Source organism: Hymenobacter sp. (assembly GCF_036387835.1).
In the GTDB taxonomy this organism is placed as follows: Bacteria; Bacteroidota; Bacteroidia; order Cytophagales; family Hymenobacteraceae; genus Hymenobacter.
Map to the genome: position 1 here is coordinate 1 of NZ_DASVSY010000110.1, position 20,106 is coordinate 20,106.

General features: G+C 55.3%; 17 protein-coding genes. 11 read left to right on the plus strand and 6 right to left on the minus strand.

The genetic code is table 11. The annotated features are described in order from the left end of the window. A partial coding sequence (locus VF639_RS21190) for a DUF4279 domain-containing protein (RefSeq protein ID WP_331147945.1) occupies window positions 1-418 on the plus strand: 418 nt, incomplete at its 5' end. Between the two features lie 99 nt (window positions 419-517). Here the strand turns inward: VF639_RS21190 and porX are convergent. Both porX and VF639_RS21200 read right to left on the minus strand, forming a co-directional pair. Further along, window positions 518-2,086 carry a T9SS response regulator signal transducer PorX gene (gene porX / locus VF639_RS21195; RefSeq protein ID WP_331147946.1) on the minus strand — a complete coding sequence of 523 codons (1,569 nt, stop codon included), beginning with the start codon at window positions 2,084-2,086 and terminating at the stop codon, window positions 518-520. A gap of 183 nt (window positions 2,087-2,269) precedes the next feature. Further along, a complete protein-coding gene (locus VF639_RS21200) occupies window positions 2,270-2,446 on the minus strand; it encodes a hypothetical protein (RefSeq protein ID WP_331147947.1) in 177 nt (58 codons plus the stop codon). Between VF639_RS21200 and VF639_RS21205 the strand changes: the two genes are divergently transcribed. The 7 genes from VF639_RS21205 (at window position 2,445) to VF639_RS21235 (ending at window position 9,108) form a co-directional block, all read left to right on the plus strand. Next, complete coding sequence (locus VF639_RS21205) at window positions 2,445-3,674, plus strand: HD domain-containing protein (RefSeq protein ID WP_331147948.1); 1,230 nt, start codon at window positions 2,445-2,447, stop codon at window positions 3,672-3,674. The two genes, VF639_RS21200 and VF639_RS21205, sit on opposite strands and share 2 nt — an antisense overlap. A 103-nt stretch (window positions 3,675-3,777) precedes the next feature. Further along, entirely contained in the window at window positions 3,778-4,818 is a 1,041-nt protein-coding gene (gene lpxD, locus VF639_RS21210; RefSeq protein ID WP_331147949.1) for a UDP-3-O-(3-hydroxymyristoyl)glucosamine N-acyltransferase, read from the plus strand. A gap of 117 nt (window positions 4,819-4,935) precedes the next feature. After that, a complete protein-coding gene (locus tag VF639_RS21215; protein WP_331147950.1) occupies window positions 4,936-6,330 on the plus strand; it encodes a bifunctional UDP-3-O-[3-hydroxymyristoyl] N-acetylglucosamine deacetylase/3-hydroxyacyl-ACP dehydratase in 1,395 nt (464 codons plus the stop codon). A 131-nt stretch (window positions 6,331-6,461) separates the two neighbouring features. Then, window positions 6,462-7,259, plus strand: a complete 798-nt coding sequence (gene lpxA, locus VF639_RS21220) for an acyl-ACP--UDP-N-acetylglucosamine O-acyltransferase (protein ID WP_331147951.1) — start codon at window positions 6,462-6,464, stop codon at window positions 7,257-7,259. After that, complete coding sequence (locus VF639_RS21225; protein WP_331147952.1) at window positions 7,249-7,881, plus strand: ABC transporter ATP-binding protein; 633 nt, start codon at window positions 7,249-7,251, stop codon at window positions 7,879-7,881. Before lpxA ends, VF639_RS21225 begins: the two co-directional genes overlap by 11 nt. Before the next feature lie 48 nt (window positions 7,882-7,929). Then, the gene (locus tag VF639_RS21230; RefSeq protein ID WP_331147953.1) at window positions 7,930-8,505 is read left to right on the plus strand and encodes a Uma2 family endonuclease; all 576 of its coding nucleotides are present in this window, start codon (window positions 7,930-7,932) and stop codon (window positions 8,503-8,505) included. A 249-nt stretch (window positions 8,506-8,754) separates the two neighbouring features. Further along, entirely contained in the window at window positions 8,755-9,108 is a 354-nt protein-coding gene (locus tag VF639_RS21235; RefSeq protein ID WP_331147954.1) for a hypothetical protein, read from the plus strand. 146 nt (window positions 9,109-9,254) lie between these two features. Here the strand turns inward: VF639_RS21235 and VF639_RS21240 are convergent, their stop codons facing one another. Then, window positions 9,255-10,016: a DUF4197 domain-containing protein gene (locus VF639_RS21240; protein ID WP_331147955.1), complete on the minus strand. Its 762-nt coding sequence runs from the start codon at window positions 10,014-10,016 to the stop codon at window positions 9,255-9,257. Between the two features lie 132 nt (window positions 10,017-10,148). Next, complete coding sequence (locus VF639_RS21245; protein ID WP_331147956.1) at window positions 10,149-10,973, minus strand: DUF4197 domain-containing protein; 825 nt, start codon at window positions 10,971-10,973, stop codon at window positions 10,149-10,151. 104 nt (window positions 10,974-11,077) lie between these two features. On the opposite strand from VF639_RS21245, the gene VF639_RS21250 reads away from it, so the two are divergent. From VF639_RS21250 to VF639_RS21260, 3 genes are all read left to right on the plus strand, one after another. Beyond that, complete coding sequence (locus VF639_RS21250; protein ID WP_331147957.1) at window positions 11,078-12,340, plus strand: competence/damage-inducible protein A; 1,263 nt, start codon at window positions 11,078-11,080, stop codon at window positions 12,338-12,340. Between the two features lie 257 nt (window positions 12,341-12,597). Continuing rightward, window positions 12,598-14,031 carry a dihydrolipoamide acetyltransferase family protein gene (locus tag VF639_RS21255; protein WP_331147958.1) on the plus strand — a complete coding sequence of 478 codons (1,434 nt, stop codon included), beginning with the start codon at window positions 12,598-12,600 and terminating at the stop codon, window positions 14,029-14,031. Window positions 14,032-14,123: 92 nt separating this feature from the next. Then, window positions 14,124-14,330 carry a hypothetical protein gene (locus VF639_RS21260; protein WP_331147959.1) on the plus strand — a complete coding sequence of 69 codons (207 nt, stop codon included), beginning with the start codon at window positions 14,124-14,126 and terminating at the stop codon, window positions 14,328-14,330. 384 nt (window positions 14,331-14,714) lie between these two features. Here the strand turns inward: VF639_RS21260 and VF639_RS21265 are convergent, their stop codons facing one another. After that, a complete protein-coding gene (locus tag VF639_RS21265; RefSeq protein WP_331147960.1) occupies window positions 14,715-17,282 on the minus strand; it encodes a TonB-dependent receptor in 2,568 nt (855 codons plus the stop codon). A gap of 670 nt (window positions 17,283-17,952) precedes the next feature. Beyond that, the gene (locus VF639_RS21270) at window positions 17,953-19,989 is read right to left on the minus strand and encodes a S9 family peptidase (protein WP_331147961.1); all 2,037 of its coding nucleotides are present in this window, start codon (window positions 19,987-19,989) and stop codon (window positions 17,953-17,955) included. Window positions 19,990-20,106 lie beyond the last annotated feature (117 nt).

The window sequence follows — 20,106 nt, forward strand, 5'->3', positions numbered from 1 at the left end:
ACATTTCTCGGCTAGAGAATTTGATGTTGATGCTGTGGTCGCAATGCTTCAGCTTGAGCCTTCTAATGTTCGGCGTCAAGGTGAACTTTCAGGCAGGGGTAAACCACTAATCAAATCCATCTTATCTATCATTGCCAGTGAAGCAGATTTCAATTCATTCAAGCAACAGGTAGTCGATGTAATTAACTTCATTAAAGCCAACCGCCAAGACTTATGTATCCTTCGCGACTTAAGTTTGTGTTTGGATGATGCAGATTTACATTTCGACTTTGGCCTGTATACCCGCATGTTCAAGGTTGCTGCACAAGTTGATTTCTTGCCTGCCGAACTAATAAAACTATGCGCAGAAATCGGTGCTGGTATTATGATTTCACAGTATCCGCCTTCCGATGAGGACGAAGATGATGACGAAGACTGATATTTTATAATGCTTATTTAAAGCAAAATAAGAAGGCCAGTTCTATAAAGAACTGGCCTTCTTATTTTGTCTGAGCTTTCAGAAAGCGAAACTTAACTTCTACCCTTTCGGTGTCAGCGTAATGTAGGGGATGATGCATTCCTCCAACGAAATACCACCGTGCTGGAACGTGTCCTTGTAGTAGTTCACGTAGTAGTTGTAGTTGTTGGGGTAGGCGAAGAAGTAGTCACCGACCGTGAAGACGTAGGCGGTGCTCACGTTTTCGCGGGGCAGGAAAATGCGCTCCGGCTTGCGGACCGTGTATACGTCCTTGCTGTCGTCGAAGCCGAGGTTTTTGCCGTGCTTGTAGCGCAGGTTGGTGTTGGTGTTCCGGTCGCCTACGATTTTGTAGGGGCGCTTTACGCGGATGGTGCCGTGGTCGGTGGTGATGACAAGCTTGCCTTTGCGCTCGGCAATCTGCTGGAGCATTTCGTAGAGCGGCGAGTGCAGGAACCACGAGCGGGTAATGCTGCGATACGCCGACTCGTCGGCGGCCAGCTCCCGAATCATGGCCATGTCGGTGCGGGCGTGCGAGAGCATGTCTACGAAGTTGTAGACGATGATATTCAGCTTGTTGTTGTTGTGCAGGTTGGCCATTTTGCCGAGCAGGTCTTTACCGGCTTGCAGGTTGGTTACCTTGTTGTAGCTGAACTTCTGCTTCTGGCCCGACTTCTGGAAGTTGATTTCCACCAGCTCGGCTTCGTGCAGGTTTTTGCCTTCGTCGTCGTCGTCCCACACCCACAGGTTGGGGTATTTCTTCTGGATGTCACCGGGCATCATGCCCGCGAAAATGGCGTTGCGGGCGTAGGCCGTGGTGGTGGGCAGAATGGAGTAATACATTTCCTCTTGGTCCACGGTGAACAGTTCGGCAATGATGGGCTCCAGAATCTTCCACTGGTCGTAGCGCAGGTTGTCGATGAGCACGAAGTACACGGGCGTGTCGCCGGTGGATTTCATGAGCGGGAACACCCGGTCCTTGAACAACTGGTGCGACATGAGCGGGGCGTCTTTGTCGTCGCCATTCACCCAATCTTCGTAATCCTCGGTGATGAAGCGGCCGAAGTAGGTGTTGGCCTCGTCCTTCTGCATGTTGAAGACATCGGCCATGCTCTTGCCTTCCGTCTCGTTGATTTCCAGCTCCCAATACACCAGCTTCTTGTACACGTCGGCCCACTCGGAGGGGCTGAGGCGGTCGGAGAGCTGCATGCCGAGCTGGCGGAAGTCGCGCTGGTAGCCGGAGTTGGTTTTTTCGGAAACGAGGCGCTTGTTGTCGAGCACTTTCTTCACCGAGAGCAGAATCTGGCTCGGGTTGACGGGTTTGATGAGGTAATCGGCAATTTTAGAGCCGATAGCGTCCTCCATAATATGCTCTTCCTCGCTCTTCGTTATCATGATAACGGGCAGCGTGGGCTTAGCGGCTTTGATTTCGGTGAGGGTTTCGAGGCCGGTCAGGCCGGGCATATTTTCGTCGAGAAATACGATGTCGTAGTTCTGCTCCTGAACTTGTTCAATAGCATCGGCCCCGGAGTTGACGCCGGTTACGTCGTAGCCTTTCTCCTGTAGAAAGAGAATGTGGGGCTTAAGCAGGTCGATTTCATCATCGGCCCAAAGAATGCTGTAGCGTTGCATTTGGTGGGGATTGGGGTGTAACACCAACTTTGAGTTGGTGACTCATTAAACGAGCTTCAGCAAGTAGTTGCGCCACCTGCAAGGCCATTAGACTGCAAAGAGGCCGTTTAGCTTAAACAGGTTGCAACTGAAGTTTCGTAAGTAGCTTTACTGCCAATCCCTGGTTTTTGATTTAAAAAATTACTACCAACCGATATTCCCCTCAAACTCCGCCGTAAAGAAGCGGAAAATTTGTGGGTTAGTTCCAGTAGGATGTAACGCCAAGCTCCAGCTTGGCGAATCGTTGCGGTCGACCACGCCCTTGCAACGACCATCGTTCAACGATTCACCAAGCTGGAGCTTGGCGTTACTGCACTGCATGAACAAGAAGAAAATCTTCAACGACCCGGTGTATGGCTTCGTAACCATTCCCACGGAATTGTTGTTCGACTTGATTGAACATTCTTACTTTCAGCGCCTTCGGCGGATTCAGCAACTCGGCCTGACCATGTTCGTGTATCCGGGGGCGCTGCACACCCGCTTCCACCACGCCCTCGGCGCCATGCACCTCATGACGCTGGCCCTGCGCACGCTCAAAGACAAAGGCGTCAAGATTTCAGCCAAGGAAGGCGAGGCGGCTATGGCGGCCATCCTGCTCCACGACATCGGCCACGGTCCCCTCTCCCACGCCCTGGAGCGCAGCATTTTCCACGACGTCAACCACGAGGAAATTAGCCTGCACCTGATGCGGAAGCTGAACGTCGAGTTTGACGGCGCCCTGGATTTAACCATCGACATCTTCCAGGGTACCTACCACCGGCCGTTCTTCCACCAGCTTGTCAGCAGCCAGCTCGACATGGACCGCCTCGACTACCTCAACCGCGACTCGTTCTATACCGGCGTGCAGGAAGGCCGCCCCGGCGCCGACCGCCTCATCAAGATGCTGACCGTAGTCAACGAGCGGCTGGTGCTCGAAGAAAAGGCGGTCTACAGCATCGAGAACTTCCTGGTGAGTCGCCGCCTGATGTACTGGCAGGTGTACCTGCACAAAACCGTCACGAGTGCCGAGCAGATGATTATCCGCATCATGCAGCGCGCCCAAGAGCTGACCCGCGCCGGCCACAAAGTACCTGCCTCGCCGGCCCTGCATTTCTTTCTGGCCAAAGCCGTAAGCCAGGTGGAGTTTGAAGCCGATGATGCCATCCTGCGCCGCTTCACCCGCCTCGACGACACCGACGTGTGGAGCGCCGTAAAGCTGTGGGCCGACCACCCCGACAAAGTGCTGAGCTACCTGGCCCAAAGCATCCTCGACCGGCACCTGTTCAAAATCAGCCTCCAAGCCGAAGCCTTCGACGAAGACTTCCAAATTGGCATCGTCGAGCTGATTGCCGAGCGGTTTGGCCTCTCCCCCAACGAGGCTGCTCAACTCATGCTAACCGGCCGCATCAGCAACAACGCCTACGACGCCGACGGCCAGGACACCATCGATGTACTTACCAAGCGCGGCCGCGTGGTGAACGTCGCCGAAGCTTCCGACCTGCCCAACATCAAAGCCCTCGGTCAGCGCGTCGAAAAACACTATATCTGCTATCCCAAAGAGATACTTTGAGTTGCCGGTTGTGAGTTACCAGTTGCCAGTATTCTTCTGATAACTCCTAAGTGGCAACCGGCAACTGGTAACTGGCAACTAAATATTTCTCTACTTTTGCCCGATGGAATTTACGGTAGGCCAGATAGCAGAAGTGCTGCGCGGCGCAGTGGAAGGCGACGCAAACCAGCAAATTAATTGGCTGGCAAAGATCGAAGAAGCCCAAGCGGGCTCCCTCTCTTTTCTAGCTAACCTCAAGTACGAAGCCCACCTGTACACTACGGGTGCTTCGGCCGTTATTGTGAGCCGCAACCTGGAGTTGCGCCAACCCGTGCAAACCACGCTTATCCGCGTCGATGACCCGTATTCCAGCTTCACTACGCTGCTGGAGTTTTACCAGCAAGCCACCCGCACCGGTAAGCGCGGCGTGGAAGAACCGAGCTTTATCGGGGCCAACTCCAGCATTGGCGGCAACCACTACCGCGGAGCTTTTTCCTACATCGGCGAGAACTGCCAGATCGGCGACGACGTGGTGATATTCCCGCACGTGTTCATCGGCGACCGGTGCAAAATTGGCAACGGCACCATCTTGTATGCTGGTGCCAAGATTTACGCCGAAACCGTCATTGGCGAGCGGTGCACCATCCATGCCGGCGCCGTCGTTGGCTCCGATGGCTTCGGTTTCGCGCCGCAGCCCGACGGCTCGTACCGCACCATTCCGCAGATTGGCAATGTGGTGCTGGAAGACAACGTCAGCATCGGCGCCAACGCCACCGTCGACTGCGCTACTATGGGCTCCACCATCATCCGGGAAGGCGCCAAAATCGACAACCTCGTACAGATTGCCCACAACGTGGAAATAGGGCGACACACGGTTGTGGCCTCGCAAAGCGGCATTTCGGGTTCCACTAAAGTGGGAGACTTCTGCGTACTAGCGGGCCAGGTAGGACTGGCAGGCCATTTGACGCTGGCCAACCGCACGACGGTTACGGCGCAATCGGGCGTGGGCAAGTCTATCAAGGAAGAAGGCCAGTTCCTGCAAGGTGCCCCGGCCTTCAGCTTACGTGATAGTCTGCGGGCCCAAGCCGTTTTCCGGCACCTGCCCGACCTGGAGCGCCGCCTTACGCAACTAGAACGCCGTACGAACCCGCCGGAAAAGTCCTAGCTTTGCCCCCCTGAGAAGCTAGAAGCCAGGAGTCAGGAGCTAGAAGCCGGGGTAGATTCAGTGCCCTGTCTTTTGCTACCCTCCTAACTCCTAGCTCCCAGCTCCTAGCTCCTATAAATGAACGACAAGCAACATACTATCAAGGCTCCCGTGACGGTAAGCGGCATCGGGCTGCACACCGGCGTTCAAGCCACCATGACGTTTTGCCCGGCTCCTGTCGGCCACGGCTATCAGTTTCAGCGCATGGATTTGCCCGACCAGCCCATCGTGGTGGCTGATGTCGACAACGTTGTGGACCTTTCGCGCGGCACGACTATCGAGCAGAACGGTGCCCGCGTAAATACCGTGGAACACACGCTGGCCGCCTTGGTAGGCTTGCAGATCGACAATGTCCTCATCAAGCTCGACGGTCCCGAGCCGCCCATCATGGATGGGTCAAGCTACCAGTTCATTCAGGCGCTGGAAGATGCTGGTCTGGAAGAGCAGAACGCGCTACGCAACTTCTACGAGATACCCGAGGAAATTCGCTTCGTAGACAACGGTCGGGCCGTGGAGCTAGCCGCCCTCCCCCTCAACGATTACCGCCTCACGGTGATGGTTGATTATAATTCGCCGGTGCTAGGCTCCCAACACGCCTCGCTGACGGATATCAGCTTGTTCAAGAACGATATTTCCAGCTCGCGCACTTTCTGCTTTCTGCACGAATTGGAGGCTCTTTACAAGCAAAACCTTATCAAAGGCGGTGACCTAAGCAACGCCATTGTGGTGGTGGACCGTGTGGTGAGCGAGGATGAGTTGAGCGAGTTGGCGACCATGCTTGGCAAACCCAAGGTGGCCGTCAAGAAAGAAGGCATCCTAAACAACGTAGACCTACGCTACAAAAACGAGCCCGCCCGCCACAAGCTCCTCGACCTGGTAGGCGACTTAGCCCTGGTGGGCCGGCCGCTGAAAGGTCAGATTCTGGCGGCGCGCCCTGGCCATGCGGCCAATGTGGCCTTCGCCAAGAAGATCAAGAAGAAGATGATGGAGGCCAACTCCTCCGCCGTGCCGCACTACGACCCCACGCGCGAGCCGGTCATGGACATCAACAAGATCATGCAGGTACTGCCGCACCGCTACCCGTTCCTGCTGATCGACAAGGTAATCCACCTCGATGAAACGTCCGTGGCCAGCATCAAAAACGTGACCATCAACGAGCCGTTCTTCACGGGCCACTACCCCGGCAACCCGGTGTTTCCGGGCGTGCTGCAAGTGGAGGCCATGGCCCAAACAGGCGGCATTTTGGTGCTGAATACTGTACCGGATCCGGAGAATTATACCCCGTACTTTGTGGGTATTGAAAACTGCCGTTTTCGCCGCATGGTGAAGCCCGGCGACACCATCATTTTTCGCTGCTGGCTGCTGGCTCCGGTTAAGCGCGGCATTGCCAAGATGAAAGGCCAAGCCTTTGTGAATGGCAAAGTGGTAATGGAAGCCGAAATGAGTGCCGCCATCGTACGTAAAGAAGCTTAAATCAATTAACGTTTAACAATTAACAATTAACAGTCGGCAAAGCGCAATATTCAGCCATCGGCTGTGCGTTTGCTGATTAGTTGATGGAATTGACTGTTAAATGTTAGTTGTTAAATGTTAATTGAATCCGAATGAATCAGCCGCTCGCCTATATCCACCCTCAAGCCAAAATCGCGCAGAACGTGGTTGTGGAACCCTTCACGACTATCGATAAGGATGTGGAGATTGGGGACGGTACCTGGATTGGTCCGAACGTGACGATTATGGCAGGGGCCCGCATTGGCAAAAATTGCAAGGTGTTTCCGGGCGCCGTAATTGCCGCCATTCCGCAAGATCTGAAATTCGCAGGCGAGAAAACCACGGTCCACATCGGCGACAACACGGTAATTCGGGAGTGCGTAACGGTGAACCGCGGCACGGTGGACCGGCTAAAAACGGTAGTGGGCGCCAACTGCCTGCTCATGGCCTACGTGCACGTCGCCCACGACTGCATCATCGGCAACTACTGCGTGCTAGCCAACGGGGTGCAGCTTGCCGGCCACGTCGAAATCGGCGACCATGCCATTATTGGTGGTACTTCAGCCGTGCACCAGTTTGTAAAGGTAGGACAGCATGCCATGGTTTCGGGCGGCTCGTTGGTACGCAAGGATGTTCCGCCTTTCGTGAAGGCCGGGCGCGAACCGCTTACCTACGCGGGCATCAACAGCATCGGACTGCGCCGCCGCGGCTACTCAGATCAAAAGATTTCCGAGATTCAGCAGCTGTACCGGTTGCTGTTTTTGGGCGGCATGAACAACAACGACGCCCTCGACAAAATCGAGCTGGAACTAGCGCCTTCTCCGGAGCGCGACGAAGTGGTGAACTTTGTGCGCAACTCCGGCCGGGGCGTAATTAAGGGCTATTCGCGTAACGGTAACGGTGCAGATTGAAGCGACTGGGCTCGGCAAACGCTACGCCCGCGAATGGATTTTCCGGGGCCTGACCTATACGTTTCGGTCGGGTTCAACCACGGCCATCTTAGGCCCGAATGGCGCCGGCAAAAGCACGCTGCTCAACACGCTCTCCGGCCAGCAGCTTCCCACCGACGGCACCTTGCGCTACGAGCACCAAGGCAAAGCCGTACCTGTGGAAGAAATACCGCCTTTACTGGCCTATGCCGCACCTTACCTGGAGCTGATTGAGGAGCTGACGCTGACCGAGCTGTTGCATTTTCACTCCCGCTTCAAACCTCTGCGGCCCGGTATTACGCAATTACAGCTCATCGAGCTGATGTACCTCGAGAAGTCGCGCCACAAGCTGGTGCGCGACTTCTCATCAGGCATGAAGCAACGCCTCAAGCTAGCCCTGGCGCTTTACGCCGACACGCCCCTACTCCTTCTCGACGAGCCAACCACCAACCTCGACCGCGCCGGTATGGCCTGGTACCAGGAGCACGTGCGGGCCACGCTGCCGGGCCGCACCGTACTCGTATCCAGCAACGTACCGGAAGAGTACGACTTCTGCACCGAGCAACTGAATGTAACGGATTTCGGGGCTCGCGCAGCGCGTTAGGTGCTTGTTTGTACCAGTCTGTGTAATTTAAAGCAAAGTTTTTCTTCTATGGCTACGCAGCGCAAACCCTACATCACGCCCGAAGACTACCTCACAACAGAGCGCGAGTCCGACTTCAAGAGCGAATACTTTGATGGGGAAGTATACGCTATGTCCGGAGCTAGTCGGGCGCACAATCTCGTGGTTTCTAATCTTGTCACCAGTTTGAACAATCGATTAGGCGATACGTGCAGTGTTTTCCCAAGCGACATGCGGGTTCACGTGCCGGCTAGCGGCCTCTACACCTACCCGGATGTATCAGTGGTGTGCGGCGAGGAGCAGTACCTGGAAGACACCCATTTGGATACGCTGCTTAATCCGCTGGTGCTGCTGGAAGTGCTTTCACTTAGCACGGGCAAGTACGACCGCGGCGACAAGTTTTTGTTTTACAAGAGCATTCCTAGCCTTCAACACTACGTGGTGATAGAAAGCCAACGCCCGCTAGTGGGCGTCTATACCAGAGGCGCAGATAATAGCTGGCTGTTTCAGGAATACAAGGATCTTCAGGCCACTCTCCCGTTGCCCGCCTTAGAATTGGAACTACCGCTAACAGAAATCTACCGGAAAATCACTTTCCTAAGTTGAAGCACCGCTCCCAATAAATCAGGAACGAGAAAAGAGCATATGGCTCTGTGCATTTGCTGAATAGCCTGCTATTCAACTGGAATCAGCAGTAGCTTATTTGCTTGAAATGCCGTGGACCTTCCGGCTGTGTGTACTCTTTTTTACCAGCTCAACCATTAACCCAAAACCTTTCGTCACGTATCTTCGCAGCGGTGGCCCTACCACTGCGAGCCTAAATTATTATAAACCTCCCAAGCCCCTGACAAGGCCATGAGACAATACGACGACCTCGACGACGACGACTTGGATGACGATGACCTGGATGGCTTCGCCAAAACTGGCGGCAGCAAAACCCGTGGCTCTTCCGAAGATCAACTTTCGGCCAAGTACGCCGACTATCTGATGTGGCGTGATACAGGCTCCTCCCACGACGAGGCACTGGACCTCGCCAGCATGACCGAAGAAGAATATACCACCGCCGAAGCCGCCGAAGACCCCGACGGCAGCCGCGGTTTTAGCAGCATCGACGATGACGATGATGACTTCAACGACGATGACGACGATGACCTAAGTGGCCCGAGCCGCCGCAGCGGTCGTGGCGGCTTCGACGACGATGACTTCTAGTTGATTGTTGACGGCTGATTGTTGATTGCTTATAAAATGCAGAAGGCCCCGCTCTAACTTAGAGCGGGGCCTTTTTGATGCGTTAAGCACTGCTTGGTCCTCTATGATTAACAATTGACAATCAGCCATCAACCACTATCAATCACTTAGCTCTTGCGGCCAAACACGCGCTTCAGGAGCTCGGTGGTACGGGCTACCGGGTTTTCTCGAATATTCATTTCTTCTTGGGCCACTAGGGTAAATAAGCCTTCAATGGCTTTGCCGGTGGCGTATTGGTTTAAGTCGGTTTGCACGGGCGTTACCAGCGGAATCCGGTTGTAGCGGGTGGAGAGGTCGGTGTAGTAGCGGGTGGCACCTACTTTGTCGAGGCTTTGCTGGATGATGGGCTGGAAGGCCATGGTGAGCTGCGGCGTGGTAGTGCGCTGTAGGTACTGCGTGGCAGCATTCTTCTCGCCGGTCAGAATGTTCCACACATCCGAGAAGGTCAGGCTTTTGATGGCCGACAGAAAGATAGGCTTGGCGCTTTTAGCGGCATCTTCCGCCCCACGGTTCAACGACAACTCGAACTTATCGACCTGGCTGCCGAGGCCGATGGAACGCAAGCTGTTGGCCACGCGCTGCGCATCGGGTGGAAACGGAATGCGGATCAGCCGGTTGAGGTAGAAGCCGTCCGTTTTGGAAGCTTGGTCGGTGCCCTTGCTGATGCCTTGCACGAGGGCTTCTTTGAGGCCGTTGGCTGCCTCGGTGTTGGTTAGGCTACCCCGGCTAGTGCTGGTCGAGCTGGTCGAGGCTTTGGGAGTCGGGAGCTTGATCTGGCCGATTTTAGGCAGGTTGAATATCTGAGCAGAAGCACTAAGCTGCAAACCCAGCAACACGAGCGGCAAAGCAAGGAAACGGCGGTAGTTCATGGCGAAGAAAGACGAGGTACGGATTGTATTTCGCCTTTTGCAGAAACCGGACCAAAACCAACGTAGCGCGCCGCAGCGTGGAAATAGGTCCACCCTACAGCGCGCTACAATCGAAGCGCAGTGCTTCGGCCTCTACTTGCCGAATACCCGCTTCAGCAGCTCACTGCCGCGAGCCGCAGGATTCGCTCTGATTTTGGCTTCCTCGGAAGCCACCAGCGTGAAAAGACCATCTACCGTTTTCTGCGAAGCGTAAGGCGTTAGTTGAGGCTCTAGCTTCGTGACGAGCGGAAGCTTGTTGTATCGGCCTACCATTTCGGCGTAAAGCTTGGTCGCCCCGGTTTGCTCCAACGACTGCTGAATGATGGGTTGGAAGGCGGTTTTGAGCTGGTCAGCCGTTTTGCCGTAGAGGAAAGTGGTGGCGGCATCGTCTTCTTTGCTGGTTGCCAACCCAAGGGCATCCTGGAAGCTTAGATTCTGCACGGCTCCTAAAAAAATTGGGCCCGCTTCTTTGGCGGCGGCCTCGGCACTCCGGTTCAGGGCTACTTCGAAATTATCAACCAACGCCCCCAAGCGCAGCTTACGCATAGTCGCCGATACCAGTTCGGCCTCGGGTGGGAATGGGATGCGGATGTCGGTGTTGGCGTTGAAACCGTCGGTGGCGGAAGCCTGCTCGATGCTGCGCGTAATGCTTTGGGTGAGGGCCTCCTTCAAGCCGCTGTTGGCTTCAGCATCGGTGAGGGGAGTTTTTACGACGGCTGCCGCGGCAGCAACCGCAGTTTTGGCAGTGGTTGTTTTGGTGGTCGTGGTTTTGGCCGGAGTTTTGGCAGCAGGTTTTTTGGTTGTGGTGGCTTTCTTGGTGGTAGTTGTTGTTTTTTTGGTCGTGGTTTGGGCCTGAACAGCCAACGGAGCTACCGCGCTTATTGCGAAAGCAATAGTGAGAGTGCGAAAACAATTCATAATTAAAATCAATAAAAGACTAAAACCAGACCACCCTCGTGGTGGTCTTACGCATCAGGGCCTCAAATTGCGCCATTTCCTTGTTGTATCCTAACCTCCTCCTTATGTCCTTGCTCCCCGACGTTGAAATCATGACCATTGGCGACGAACTGCTGTACGGGCAGGTTATCGACACTAATTCGGCCTTTATGGGCCAGGAGCTGGCTACGATTGGGCTGCGCGTGCGGCAAATTTCCAGCGTTTCCGACCGCGCCGATGAAATTGTAACCGCCCTCGATCTGGCTCGCCAACGGGCTCAAGTAGTGCTCATCACCGGTGGCCTCGGCCCTACCAAAGATGACCTCACCAAGCACGTACTGGCCCGCTACTTCCAGAGCGAGCTGGTACTGCATCAGCCCACGCTTACGCATGTAGAAGACATATTTCGCCGTTTCAACCGGCCGATGCTCGACGTAAACCGGCAGCAGGCCATGGTGCCCGCCAACTGCGAGGTGCTGTTCAACGCCGTGGGCACGGCGCCGGGCATGTGGTTTGACGATGCGGGCACCGTGTTTGTGAGCATGCCCGGAGTGCCCCACGAAATGAAGTACCTGATGACCGAGCAAGTGTTGCCCCGGCTGCAAACTCGCTTTCAGGTGCCACCCATCGAGCATGTGGTGGTCCAAACCGTTGGCCTCGGCGAGTCGTTTCTGGCCGAGAAAATTGCGAATTGGGAGTCCGCCCTCCCTCCCAACATCAAGCTCGCCTATTTGCCCTACTTAGGCGGCGTCCGGCTGCGCCTCACCGGCCACGACGACGGCTTGCCGCACCTGCGCCAGCGCATGGAAGCCTTATTGCCCGAGCTACGGGCCACCATTGGCGAGTACATCTTCGCGGAAGGGGAAATAAAGCTGGAAGCAGCTATTGGCCAACTGCTGCTGGAACGGGGCCTCACGGTGGGTACTGCCGAAAGCTGCACGGGCGGCTTGCTGGCGCATAAAATCACCAGCGTACCGGGTAGCTCAACCTATTTCCGCGGCAGCGTAATAGCCTACCACAACGACATAAAAATGCAGGAGCTAGGCGTACTGCCCGAGACGCTGGCCGCGCACGGGGCGGTAAGTGAAGCCACCGTACGCGAGATGGCCGAAGGGGCCCGCCGCCGCCTCGGCGTAGATGTGGCCCTGGCTACCAGCGGCATTGCCGGCCCCGATGGTGGTACCGAAGCCAAGCCCGTTGGCACCATTTGCCTGGCCTACGCCGACGCCCACCAAACCATCAGCCGCCAGTTCAGCTTCAACCGCGGCCGCCAGCTCAACGTGGAGTATACCGTAACCATGTCCCTGAACCTGCTCCGCCAGAACCTGCCGGTAGAGGTGAAATTGTGAGGTGGTGAAGCTGAGGCGTGGTGCCCCGACCTTTTCCCGTTGTGGTGCCACTATCATTGAACGATAGCGGCAGCACGCCAGCGCGGGTGGAACGACGAGGCAGACGTCAGCAACGCTAGTGGCACTACGAAGCCCTCCGGACAACTCGAGGCGCCACAACTTCACCTTTCATAACTTCACCACTCACCATCTCACCTATTCCCTACCTTTGGGCTCGAATACTCCCCACCCAATAACCCAACCCCTACCCCAACCGCATGGCACGAGTGGAAATGGTGATGCCCAAAATGGGCGAAAGCATTATGGAAGGCACCGTTCTGAAATGGCTCAAGCAAGTCGGCGACACGATTGAGCAAGATGAATCGGTGCTGGAAGTGGCAACCGACAAAGTAGATACCGAAGTACCCGCTATTCAGGCTGGCGTGTTGCAGGAGATATTGGTGCAGGAAGGCCAGGTAGTAGCGGTAGGAGCCCCCATTGCCATTGTGGAAACCGAGCCGGCCAGTGCCAGCGCAGCCACCCCGGCCGCCGCTCCCGCCGCCGAAGCTGCGCCTGCTACAACGCAAGCTCTGCCAGCCATTCCCGACAATGGCGTGGCCGAAGTGCCCTACATTCCCGAAACTAGTACCGCCGCGGTGCAACCAGCCGCACAGCCCCAACCGGGCCGCTTCTACTCGCCGCTCGTGCTCAGTATTGCTCGTGAAGAAGGCATTTCGATGGCTGACCTTGAGTACCTGCCCGGCACCGGCAACGAAAACCGCGTCACCAAGAAAGACATCCTCGACTACGTGGCTGCTGGCAAAAAACCCTTAGCTGCGCAAGCTGCCGCACCGCAACCAGCTGCCCCAACTCCTGCACCAGCAACCCCCGAGGCTCCTGCTCCGGCGGCCCCCGCCCCGTCCACCCCGCAAGCTGCTCCTGCAAGTTTGCAACCAGCAAGCAACAATCAACAACCCTCTAAGGCCGTGCCCTCTATCAGCGGTGGCCAGGAGCTGATTGAAATGGATCGGATGCGCAAAATGATTGCGCAACGCATGGTAGATTCCAAGCGAATTGCCCCGCACGTCACGTCGTTTGTAGAAGCCGACGTAACGGACATCGTGAACTGGCGCAACGCGAATAAGGATGCGTACAAGAAGCGGGAGGGCGAGAACCTGACCTTCACCCCCATCTTCATTCAAGCCATTGCCCGTGCCATCCAAGACTTCCCGAACATCAACGTATCGGTGGACGGGGACTACATCATCAAGAAGCGCGACATCAACATTGGCGTGGCCGTGGCTCTGCCTTCCGGCAACCTGATTGTACCGGTCATTCACAATGCCGACCAACTCAACCTCAATGGCCTCAGCAAAAAGGTCAACGACTTGGCCAACCGGGCCCGCATCAATAAGCTGACTCCCGCTGACTTGGAAGGAGGCACCTACACTGTCTCCAATGTAGGCTCTTTTGGCAACGTAATGGGCACGCCCATCATCATGCAGCCGCAGGTAGCCATCATGGCCGTAGGCGCTATCAAGAAGAAGCCGGCCGTTATCGAAACCCCGCAGGGCGACCTGATTGGCGTGCGACACTTCATGTTCCTTTCCCACTCCTACGACCATCGCGTGGTTGACGGCTCGTTGGGGGGCATGTTTGTGCGCAAAGTGGCCGATTATTTAGAGCAATTTGACCCTAATACGGCCATTTAATTGTTGAATGGTTTTATGGCTGATTGTTTAATGGTTGGACGTTCCGACAATCTGTTGAACAGCCAACCATTCAGCCATTCATCAATTACTCCATGAACAAAGTGCTGCCTCTTGCCGCCCTGCTCATTTCCTTAGGTCTCATCATTTTTCTATACCTGCGCGTCAACAAACTGGAAGAAACCCTAAAGCAGTCAGAGCAACGATTTTCGGATTGCGAGACCGTAAACTTCCAGCTGCAAAACCAACTGGTAGCCGCCACCCGCGGCCCGGTGCCCGACAGCCTGAAAGTGCGCGACTAACTTCCGTTCTTGATCTGTCTTCCAGCAAAAAGCCCCACCATGTTGTGCATAGCGGGGCTTTTCACTGAAGGATAAATTAGGTTAGGCTTTCACTCCCAACAACATCAGCATAAAAGCATACTGCCGAGCCACGTCGTTGATGGATTTGAAGCGGCCAGAGGCCCCGCCGTGGCCAGCGGCCATATCCGTGTTACTTCTTCATGAGAAAGGAAAAAGGTCGGGTGTTAACCAACTCTAGCTGAAGACTGGTAAAGCACAGCAAGAACTTGGTATAGTGTATCACTAAGGCTACACTCCAAAAGCCATAAAGCAAATTGGCGCCGCATATATGCGGCGCCAATTTACTTTAGAGTAATGGAAGGCGCGGTAGTGCGCAGCACCCAATTAGGGCCGTCCGCCGCCTTGCTGGCCGCCGTTGTCACCGCCACCATCTTCTTTCTGGTCGTCGTTGTTAACCGATTTTTTGCGCTTAGGCGGTGCCGTAGTCAGCTTGCCGATGCGGTAGCTTAAATTCACGCGGAAACCCGTACGATACAGCACGTTGACGCTATTCTGCGCCAGAATGGGCGAGTTGATTTCAGTGCGGATGTTGTTGCGGGGGGTAAAGAAGTTGTCGGCACCAACGCCGATGCTGCCTTTCTTCTCGTTGAAATCCTTCTTCACGCCCAAGCTATACACCCCGAAGCCGCTCTGGTAGCCTTGTAGTTGCACCTGACGCCCGCGGTAAAAGCTGAAGAACTGCAGGCCCCATCCTTTGGTAAAGGCGTAGCTACCCTGCATCCGGCCACTAATCACCCACCCGCGGTTGCTGGCTTGGAAAATGCGGTCTGACACATTGTTGTCTAATACCGCATAATAGGTATCGAAACCGCCCCCAAGAGTGAACTTGTTGTTGAGGTTAACGTTGGCGAATACGCTCCCGCCGTAGGCGTTTTCCTGGCCGATGTTGGCGAAGGAAGTACGAATAGTGTCGAAGTTACTGGTGCGCACCGCCTGAATTGAGCCGGTCGTGTTACGCGCGAAAGCCGAAAAATTAAGCGAGGTTTTCTTGATGAACGTGCTGTACCCCAACTCGTAGTTGTTGGTGTATTCAGGCCGCAGCTCCGGATTTCCTTCCGTAACGTTCAAAGGGTTGGCCGCCTGCCGGTTGGGGTTCAGGAATTGCAGCGAAGGGCGCTGAATTCGGCGGTTGTAACCGGCCTTCAAGGTGTTGCCGCTGGCAAACTTGCGCGAGAGATTCACGCTCGGCACCAGCACGCCATACGAAGGAATGTTAACGTCGGTGTCGGAGGCCTGAAAATTAGCATCGATAGTGGTGTACTCGTAGCGGGCACCGGCTTTCACGGTGTAGTTCTTCAGAAAGCCTAGCGTGTACGAAGCGTAACCGGCGGCCACGTTCTGGTCGTAGGTGAAGGTGTTGGATAAATTGCTCCCTACTGTTTGCACACCATCTGCGAAAGTGGCGTATTCACTGTTCACCTGGCGCATAATGTCTTTAGCGCCCACTTCCACCATTTGATTTTTACCAACTGGCATCTGGTAGTCGAACTGCAACGTCATCTCTTCGTTGTAGCTGTCGTTCTGGTTACGAATCTGGCTAGCCGAGTTCTGGTCGAGGCTTTCGAGGATGTCGTTGGTGAAGTTGTTTGTGCGGTTATTGCGGCTGTAGAGCGCTAATGCGCTAAACTCTTGTTGCGGCGTCTCGAAAGTATGCGTGTAGTTCAGATTCAAATCGAGCGTGTTCGACTGATCCAGCGTGCGGGCGTTACGCACGGTGCGGCTACTCAGCGGATAATCCCCGAAGGAGTTGAGGCGGTACGACTCGCTTAGCAGGTTGTCTTGGTAGTTGGTGCCATTGCGCACGCCTAGCTGCACCGAAGCGGAAAGGAAGTTGTACTTGTTGATGTCGTAGTCCCAGCCCAGCGAATAGCGACCGAACAGGTTGTTGTTGCGCGTTTTGGCCGTTTGGGTGGCCTGCGCCAGGTAGGTACCGTCGGTGTCGAAGGTGTTTTGCACGTTCGAGAAGCGCCCTGGTGTGTTGTATTGCGCCCGGCCACCGCCCCCGAGCGAGAAACCCATTTTGCCGGTGCGGTAGCTACCGTTCAAGCCAAAATCGGCACTACGCAAGCCGCCGCTGCCGCGCGCGTCCAGCGTGAAGCCCTGCAGGTTGTTTTGCTTGGTCACGATGTTGATGATACCACCCGAGCCCTCGGCGTCGTACTTGGCCGAAGGGGAGGTAATCACCTCCACCGACTTGATCTGGTCGGCCGGAATCTGCTTCAGCGCATCGGCAATGCTGTTAGCTGAAATAGTGGAGGGCCGGTTGTTGATGAGCACCCGGATATTGCTGCTGCCGCGTAGGCTCACATTGCCATCGAGGTCGACAGAAAGCATCGGCACGCGCTTGAGTACGTCGGTGGCGTCGCCGCCGCGGGTGGTTTCGTCTTTCTCGGCGTTGTACACCGTGCGGTCCACCTTTTCTTCTACCAAGGAGCGCTGACCTTCTACCACCACTTCCTTCAGCGCCTGCGCCGATGAGGCCAGTGCTATCGTGCCCAACGCCACGGTGTTGCCCGCGTCGGTGATGACAACGCCCGGCTTATCGATGGATTTGTAACCTAAAAAGCTAATTTGCAGTGTATAAGTACCCGCGGCAATTTTGCTTACGGTGAATTTGCCGCTTTCATCAGCGGCGCCGCCGTCTACGGGTTTGCCAGTGGTCGGATTGAGGAGCACCACCGTGGCGTATGGCACGGGCTGTTTGGTACTTGCATCGGTAATTATGCCCGTAATGCGGCCATTACCTTGCTGCGGCTGCGCGGGTGCACCCAACGCCGGACGCTGTCCTCCGGCAGGCGGACCGCCCTGTGGTCGACCCGTGCCGGCTGGTTCCTGCGCCAAGGCCATATAGCCACTACCAAGAAGCACTACTAGAAAGGAAATCTTTTTCATACAATCAACAAACGACTATTGCCCTGCTTTCCCGGCTCGGGTCTTTATTTTCTTCCGTTAAAAAGCAGCCTTGGGTTGTCTGGCTGCTTAGGCTTCACTTTACCTTAAATCAATCCGGTAAACCTTCTTTACTTGTCACCGGAGCCACAGACACAGCTTCGACCAATTAGTGGCTTCACGTCGCCTTATTACTCTATGATTATTCGTGAACAATACGTACCCGGCAGAATCAGCTACCTACAGTTGTCCGTGCCTGCATTTTACGCTCAACGGTAGTGCTTACCACGAGCAGTCAACAAATGTTGTCTGGTTGATGCATTTCTATTATTCAAAGGGGTATTACTACCTGAACCGTGTTTTTCCTGCCAGCATAGCTCAGGTTTTACCTCTCTTCTGAAAAAGAAAGCTATATCTGTTATTTGTTGACCTCAAAAAGCGCCACAAGTTTATTGGAGCGTTTCAAATAAATTTGCTTGCATTATAAGTTGTTGTTAATCATATACTTAATTTTTGGTAAAACGTTTTAGCTCTTTTCTTATTCTGCTTGAATATGTTTAGCGTTATCCTCCCTATTGCTTGAAGTTGCAGACCTGCCCGCATGAGCACGGCCATTGCAACCGTCGTAGCAGCTACGGCGGTTGCAACGGGCCCGGGAGGCGCAGTTCCTACCCTATTTCAGGAGCAGCAGCATGAAGGCAAACTGCCGGGCGGCATCATGAATGGACTTGAAGCGGCCGGAGGCGCCGCCGTGGCCCGCTTCCATATCCGTGTGCATCAAAACCAGGTTGTTGTCGGTTTTGGTGGCGCGTAGCTTGGCCACCCACTTGGCGGGCTCGAAGTATTGCACCTGCGAGTCATGCAGGCCGGTCGTGACGAGCAGGTTGGGGTAGTTTTGCGCTTGCACGTTGTCGTAGGGCGAATACGAGAGCATGTAGTCGTAGTAGGGTTGCTCGTTGGGGTTGCCCCACTCGTCGTACTCGCCGGTGGTGAGGGGAATGGTATCGTCGAGCATGGTGGTTACCACATCCACAAAGGGCACGGCGGCCACTATGCCTTTGTAATACTCGGGGTGCATGTTGATGACGGCCCCCATCAGCAGCCCGCCCGCCGAACCACCCGCCGCAAACAGCGTGGCCGCCGACGTGTACTGCTCCTGAATCAGATAGGCCGAGCAGTCAGTGAAGTCGGTGAAGGTGTTTTTCTTGTTGAGCAGCTTGCCGTCTTCGTACCACTGCCGGCCTAGCTCTTGCCCACCCCGAATGTGGCAGATAACGTAGGCAAAGCCCCGGTCGAGCAAGCTCAGACGGGCGGCGCTGAACGTAGGATCGATGGAAATACCGTAGGACCCGTAGGCATATTGCAGCAGCGGCGCCCGTCCATCTTTCTGGAAGCCTTGCTTGTACACGATGGACATCGGAATCCGGGTGCCATCCTGCGCGGTGGCGTAGAGCCGCTCGGTCACGTAGTTTTCTTTGCGGAAATCACCTAGCACTGCCTGCTCTTTCAGAAGCGTTTTGGTGCGGGTGCTCATGTCGTAATCGTAGGTGCTGGTGGGCGTAGTGAGCGAGGAGTAGCCGTAGCGTAGCACTGGCGTGTCAAACTCCGGATTGATGCCGATGGCCGCCGTGTAGGTAGGCTCACCGAAGTTGAGGTAGTGCTCCTGCCCGTCCTGCCACTGTAGTACGCGCAGCTGTAGCAGGCCTTCCTGCCGCTCCCCAAGCACCAGGTAGTCCCGGAACAGCTCCATGTTTTCCAGAAACACATCGGCCCGATGCGGAATTATCTCCTGCCAAGCGGTTTTGGCAGTGTTCGTCACGGGGGTTTTCAGCAGCCGGAAGTTCGGGGCCCCGTCGTTGGACAACACGTAGAAATTATCCTCGAAATGCTCGATTTCGTACAGATGGTCGTCCTCGCGGGACAGGAATACCTGGAAATTGCCCGTTGGGTTGGTGGCCTCCAAAAAGCGTGTTTCCGACGACATGGTGCTGCCCATCTGCACAAAGATGTACTGGCGCGACTTCGATTGCCCCACCCCGATGTGGAACGTGTTGTCTTCTTCCTCATACACCAGCACATCCTGCGCGGGGTCGGTACCGAGTTGGTGGCGGTATATCTGATAAGTCAGAAGCGTGTTTACGTCCTGCTTGGAGTAGAACACCGTTTGGTTGTCGGCGGCCCACACGGCTTCGCCACCGGTATTCACTATCTGCTCAGGGTATAGCTCGCCGGTTGCCAGATTCTTGAGGCGCAGCGTGTACATGCGGCGGCCCACGGTGTCCACGCTGAAGGCGAGCAACTGATTGTCGTTGCTTACCTGAAAGCCGCCAATCTGGAAGTAGGCTTCTCCTTGTCCCATGGTGTTGGCGTCGAGCAATATTTCCTCCGGCGCCTCCAAACTGCCTTGCTTGCGGCAGTAAATCGGGTACTCGCCGCCGGCCTCGTAGCGCACATAGTAATAATAGCCGTTGTCACGGTACGGCACCGACTCGTCCTGCTCCTTGATGCGGCTCTTGATTTCAGTGAATAGGTCGGCTTGCAACTGCTTTACCGGTGCCATCTGCTCCTCGAAATAGGCGTTTTCGGCGTTCAGGTACTCGATTACCTCCGGGTTCTCGCGCTCATTCAGCCAATAGTAGTTGTCGGTACGGGTGCCGTGGGGTGAGGTGAGCTGCTTGGGTTTGGGCGTGGCAACGGGTGGAGTGAGCATAAGGCTGTTCAGGTTCAACAAAGGTACTGCCGCCTCTAAAGCCAGTTCGGAGGCAGCTGAAATAAAACATAAGCGGCGGCACCAGAAAATGTTACCATTTTTTGAAGCGGCTGCTAG

What these genes read in the sequence shown, in the direction of transcription:
- porX (WP_331147946.1), bottom strand. Translation starts at nt 2,086, where the DNA reads ATGCAACGCTACAGCATTCTTTGGGCCGATGATGAAATCGACCTGCTT.
- VF639_RS21205 (WP_331147948.1), top strand. Translation starts at nt 2,445, where the DNA reads ATGAACAAGAAGAAAATCTTCAACGACCCGGTGTATGGCTTCGTAACC.
- VF639_RS21200 (WP_331147947.1), bottom strand. Translation starts at nt 2,446, where the DNA reads ATGCAGTGCAGTAACGCCAAGCTCCAGCTTGGTGAATCGTTGAACGAT.
- lpxD (WP_331147949.1), top strand. Translation starts at nt 3,778, where the DNA reads ATGGAATTTACGGTAGGCCAGATAGCAGAAGTGCTGCGCGGCGCAGTG.
- VF639_RS21215 (WP_331147950.1), top strand. Translation starts at nt 4,936, where the DNA reads ATGAACGACAAGCAACATACTATCAAGGCTCCCGTGACGGTAAGCGGC.
- lpxA (WP_331147951.1), top strand. Translation starts at nt 6,462, where the DNA reads ATGAATCAGCCGCTCGCCTATATCCACCCTCAAGCCAAAATCGCGCAG.
- VF639_RS21230 (WP_331147953.1), top strand. Translation starts at nt 7,930, where the DNA reads ATGGCTACGCAGCGCAAACCCTACATCACGCCCGAAGACTACCTCACA.
- VF639_RS21235 (WP_331147954.1), top strand. Translation starts at nt 8,755, where the DNA reads ATGAGACAATACGACGACCTCGACGACGACGACTTGGATGACGATGAC.
- VF639_RS21240 (WP_331147955.1), bottom strand. Translation starts at nt 10,016, where the DNA reads ATGAACTACCGCCGTTTCCTTGCTTTGCCGCTCGTGTTGCTGGGTTTG.
- VF639_RS21245 (WP_331147956.1), bottom strand. Translation starts at nt 10,973, where the DNA reads ATGAATTGTTTTCGCACTCTCACTATTGCTTTCGCAATAAGCGCGGTA.
- VF639_RS21250 (WP_331147957.1), top strand. Translation starts at nt 11,078, where the DNA reads ATGTCCTTGCTCCCCGACGTTGAAATCATGACCATTGGCGACGAACTG.
- VF639_RS21255 (WP_331147958.1), top strand. Translation starts at nt 12,598, where the DNA reads ATGGCACGAGTGGAAATGGTGATGCCCAAAATGGGCGAAAGCATTATG.
- VF639_RS21260 (WP_331147959.1), top strand. Translation starts at nt 14,124, where the DNA reads ATGAACAAAGTGCTGCCTCTTGCCGCCCTGCTCATTTCCTTAGGTCTC.
- VF639_RS21265 (WP_331147960.1), bottom strand. Translation starts at nt 17,282, where the DNA reads ATGAAAAAGATTTCCTTTCTAGTAGTGCTTCTTGGTAGTGGCTATATG.
- VF639_RS21270 (WP_331147961.1), bottom strand. Translation starts at nt 19,989, where the DNA reads ATGCTCACTCCACCCGTTGCCACGCCCAAACCCAAGCAGCTCACCTCA.